At 54.5% G+C, this 5,156-nt stretch carries 1 protein-coding gene and 2 pseudogenes; 1 reads left to right on the forward strand and 2 read right to left on the reverse strand.

Annotated elements, in window-relative coordinates; genetic code table 11:
* Positions 1 to 260: pseudogene (locus BISU_RS11820) on the reverse strand (transposase); the annotation flags it as partial.
* A 144-nt stretch (positions 261 to 404) separates the two neighbouring features.
* Complete coding sequence (locus BISU_RS11825; protein ID WP_024464688.1) at positions 405 to 4,691, reverse strand: SpaA isopeptide-forming pilin-related protein; 4,287 nt, start codon at positions 4,689 to 4,691, stop codon at positions 405 to 407.
* A gap of 229 nt (positions 4,692 to 4,920) precedes the next feature.
* Between BISU_RS11825 and BISU_RS11380 the strand changes: the two are divergent.
* Positions 4,921 to 5,156: pseudogene (locus BISU_RS11380) on the forward strand (IS3 family transposase); the annotation flags it as partial.

Consider the following 5,156-nt stretch of genomic DNA (forward strand, 5'->3'; position numbering starts at 1 on the left):
GTACACGCTCGTCGGCGTGCAGCCCGCGTCGCGCGCCACGCGGGCGAGGGCTCGCCGCCGAGCGCGCGTCTGGCCGCGTTCGTCTTGCATTCCAGCGTATACGAACGCCTGCACGCGCCCGTGTAACGCGGGTCCTCGCGAACCCATTTCACCAGCGCGCCCTCGGACGGGTAGCCGAGCTCGGCGACGACCTTCCTGATGGTCATGCCCTCCGTGAAATACAGGTCAACGGCCCTGCGCCGATCCTCCATCGAAAACATGCGAACTCCAATCCGGACGCCAAAACGTCCAACTTTTCGTCCGCACCCCCGTTATATCTTCTCTGATGTTAAGTTTTCAGCCCTTTAGGAGAGGGCGTTCATAGAACAGCTACGGGCCGCCCTCCCCTCTCACAGAGTCGATAATCATGATTGCCGCCTCCTGAGGCTCAAGGCCAGACCGGCCACGGCAATCGCCACTGCGAGGAATCCCGCAGTGTACATCTTGTTCACCCCTTCGCCGCCCGTGCTAGGCAGGACGACACCGGGCACATTCTCAATATCACCAAGAGCGACGCTAAGCGTAACCGACGAATCGTTCGGACCGATGGTGAACTTATGCACCGTGGTGTCCAGGTTGAATCCGTCAGGTGCCACGGTTTCCACGAGTTCGTACTCACCCCACTTCAGGCCGCTCAATGCGAACTTGCCTGCCGCGTTGTCAGTATCGTAGGGATCGCCAGTGCTAGTTGGAGTGCACGTAGCGTCAACGCAGTCCGTGATGTTCCAGGCTTCAGCGGAGCTCATGGAAACAAAACTTGTTCCGTTCCACATGCGCACGCGCTTCAACGTCCACTGCGATCCGGAAAGCAGCCTACTCGTACCTTTCGAGACCTTCAACCAAGTCACGGAACCAGTCTTACGTATGTTGTACACGGTTTCCGCAGTCGCGCCGGAGCCACCTACGACCGTAAGGTGAATCTCACCATCGACCGAATTCGCGTCAATCGTGAACGTATACGTCGTGTCGTTGGTAGCGAAACCATCACGCGGCTGTTCCTTCAACGTGTACACGCCCCACGGCAGTCCCACGAACTTGAATTGGCCTGCAGCGGAATCCTTGTCGGCATACACACCTTCGCCACCGTTATCAATCAACGTGTGCACATAGTTGTCACCAGATACTTCAACCATGGAAGCCTTTTCAGCATTCCAAGCACGAGTCTGGGTCAACGTCCACTTGGTATCTCCAAGCAGCGAGTCGTCGCCGGTTCCAGATGAACCGTCATCACCGGTATCTTTCTTATTCCATACAACAGTGCCGGACTTGCGGTTGTTGGGAATCTTATTGCCGGTCGGAAGGATCGATTCGTTCGTTACGATCTGACCGTCACGAACCACGATCGTGTATTCCTTGGTGGAAAGCTCGTATCCGGCAGGAGCCTTGGTCTCCTTCAACGTGTACGTGCCGTTACTCAGGCTGACGCGGAATTTACCGACACCGGGATCCAGATCGGGAAGCGTGCCTGCAGCGGACGCACTCTCGGCAATCGGCTTGACCATGTTTGCGGCAACGTCGTCTACGGCAATACCGCTTTTCAGCACCGCGCTGTACACGTGAGCGCTGATATTGCGGGCTGCAGCCGTGGTGACGTTGCAATCGTAAACGTCGGGAACCGACAGCTTACGAGTTCCGTTCTTCACTGTCATCGCTTCAACATAGCCGTCCGAGGCGTAGCTATTCTTCGAACCACCATTGTTGTCCCAGTTATTGCCAACATGGAAAGTGACCTTGACTTCCTTACCATCCGGATTTGCAATCTCGTATGAATACCAGTTGTTGCATCCACTAACGGAAGCCATTGCGGGATCGTCATTTACGTTCAGCGTATTCCAGACATCACCGACCGCATAGTGGATTTGCGGAGTACCGTCTGTACGGTAGTAGTACACGACGGTGGACTTCGGCTTCACTGTGATATGTACGGTCCTCGACAGGTTGCCCGCCTTCACCGTGATATCGGTGTTGCCTGCGCTCACCGCAGTGACAAGACCGTCATTACTAACGGTAGCCACATTGGGGTTAGAGCTTTCCCACGTTTTAACGGTGTTTACGGGCTGCACCTCCGCAGCCAGTTGCAGCGTTCCGTTGTACTTAAGCGACACATTCTGATTGACCATACTGGTCTTGCTTGTATCGCCAGCCTTGTACAGCGTCAGCGATATGACGGAATCGCTACTAACCTTAACGTTCAACGTGGCGCACACCGAGCTATCCGACGCGGAGCAGACGGCGAACGACGTGCTGCCCTTGCCAACCGCAATGATGTTGAACGTGCCCGATCCTTCGTCGGACGAAATACGAGCCACCTGCTCATAGCCTTGGGTACCAGTCCACTTCACTTCCTGGCTGGCATCGCTCGGAGCGACAGTCACGGTAACCTGAGCGGTGTCTCCGCTCTTATCCAAAGTGAGATCACCTATGGAATTGCCGGAAGCGTCAGACAGAGCAACGCTGGTAGGCGTAGTCGTGTTGTCGGTGATGGTCCAAGACTGCTGCGGAGGATCAGTATCCGTGCGAGTCAACTGCCATTCGGAACCGGCAAGAGCACCGTCATTGTCAGTACCGTCGACCTTCGACCAAGCAAGCTCCGCACCGGCGGTTTCGTTGATAATGGCACCCTGGTTGTTCAGCAGTTTCTTGTTATCAACTGTAATCTCGACGCCGTCCGTATCGTATACCTTGCTGATGGTAGTCGAACTAGTCCCACCCTCTGCAGTATCAATGCGATAAATGTTCGTGTTCTTGGTATAGTGCGAAGCGGCTGCCAACTCACGAAGATAATAGGTGGCGTTGGGAGCAAGACCGGCAAGCGAGAACTGACCATCCGCATCATCGCCATCATTCCAACCGTTGTCGGTGATGGTGGTAAGCGGAGTAGCCGATGCGGCAACAGCGTCGTTCTTCGTGCCGTACACCAACCACGTGGTGCCACCCAATGCATTGCCATCAGCATCAACCTTGGACCACTGGATCGTGGAGCATGAGGTGGTCATCTGCCCGTACCAAGACAGGTTATGCCGTTCCTGGTCCATATCCACTGCAGAGGTGGAATATTTACCTTCGGAGTTGACAAAATTACCGTTGCCTGTGGTAACAACATCCTTGTTGTACATTTCGAAATCGCCGGTAGTCCACACACGACCGTTGGTGGAGACATGCGACTGGAAGTTACCCGCAGCACCGGAATCGTTGCCCGTTACCATAACGGAACCCATCCATGCGGCAGACGGATCATCGGTTACGTAGACGTTGTACCAGTCTTGCTTATCACCATGGTTCTGGTTCTCGTACCAGCCGGTATTGATATGCCCCGACCCCTTACCGCCAAGGATGGTAAGGGAGTTGGTGTTATAGAAGTTCCACATCAGCTGGCTTGCACGCTTGACGTATTCCTGCCCATGCGTATTGTTGTAGCGGTTTTCACCCGTCGAATTCATCATGACGTAGCCGTCGGAGATATCGACGTCGTTCCATTTGAACTGCCAGCCATTGCGGAACTTCACATCATTGCCATTACCATTAATATTGACGGCAACCGAAGCATTGTCGGAAATGTTCTTGAAGTTGAACACCACGCCGGCATCACTAATGCTATTCAGCATTGATGCATCCAGATTGAACACCTGCAACTCGTCTTTGCCGTTGCCAGTCAGCGTGATTTCCGTCTGCCGGGAATTGTTCTGAATATCGAACCGATAGACATTGTATTCGTAGGTGTTGTAGCCGTACGAGTAACGAGAACCTGTGTAATTATCCTCATTGCCTTTCGTAACAGTGTTGCTGGAAGAAATCTTCGCGAGCTTGCCGGACAGCGTAGCCACATAATTCTTATAGTCGGAATACGTGTAATCCGAACCCGTCGAAGGATTCTTCACTCCGGAAATAACGGTTTTGCTGCCATTCCAGTTGACTTTGCCCTTGCCGCCCATGGCATATACGGAATACTGTTCGCCGTTCTTCCAATTGTTACGGCTTTGCACTGTGGTTTGATTGCCCGCAATGTTCGCGTTGAAGTTATGATCATTCGTCTCGCCGGTAGCGCTATTTCCCGCTCCAGTTCCGAGCCAGCTGGAACCCTGATTAGCGTTATCGGTCCAGCCTTGGGCTCCACCGAACCAATTCAGCTCGGAATTGGTGCTATTGCCACCGACCGAAAGCACCGTTGAACCGTCCTTTGGGCGGAACTGCGAGCCAAAGCCGACGATACCCCAACGGAAACCACGCGAACGATTGAACGAACCGTCTTTATTCCAAATATTCCAAGCCTGCTTCATTGGATGGAGCAGAAGCTTTCCGTTCACAGCGGTCAAGCCTTCGGCCTCAACGGCGTAAGAACCTTCAGGAGCATTGTTGTTTTTAGCAGAAGTAATGCCCGACTTCTTGCCACCTACATACATGTCGCCGCCAACGAAAGTAGCAATACCCTCATCGTTACCGCTACCGGAAGTCTGATCGCCTAATGGCTCTGTAGTAGACGTGCAGATCGCACCGTTATTGTGACCATCGTCGGCGTTGGCGGTGGAGGAGCCGAGGACGACGGAACCTGTCACCATCATGCCGACGGCGACGAGGGTTGCGGTGAGCGCGCGGGCCGGTTTTACCCCTTGCCTCAGCGCTACGTGCTTCAGCCGTTCCACCTGATGCCTCATCGTTTCATGCTCCTCAAATAGCTCTATGTAGTGAATGTCATCGTCCCCGTTCCTACCCCTTCGTCGGTGAATTTTCCCCGTCATTGGGGAACGCTGGATTCAGTTATTCACAAGCCTAGATACGAGATTATAGCATTCGTTTGCATTGCGCAAATAGATGCTCGTAAAATTTTCGGGTTGGGGGTGCGGACGAAAAGTTGGACGTTTTGGCGTCCGGATTGGAGTTCGCATGTTTTCGATGGAGGATCGGCGCAGGGCCGTTGACCTGTATTTCACGGAGGGCATGACCATCAGGAAGGTCGTCGCCGAGCTCGGCTACCCGTCCGAGGGCGCGCTGGTGAAATGGGTTCGCGAGGACCCGCGTTACACGGGCGCGTGCAGGCGTTCGTATACGCTGGAATGCAAGACGAACGCGGCCAGACGCGCGCTCGGCGGCGAGCCCCTCGCCCGCGTGGCGCGCGACGC

Source organism: Bifidobacterium subtile, from assembly GCF_000741775.1.
Taxonomy (GTDB): domain Bacteria; phylum Actinomycetota; class Actinomycetes; order Actinomycetales; family Bifidobacteriaceae; genus Bifidobacterium; species Bifidobacterium subtile.

Excerpts from the sequence above, each read along its gene's own strand:
- BISU_RS11825 (WP_024464688.1), bottom strand. The coding sequence starts at position 4,691 with ATGAGGCATCAGGTGGAACGGCTGAAGCACGTAGCGCTGAGGCAAGGG.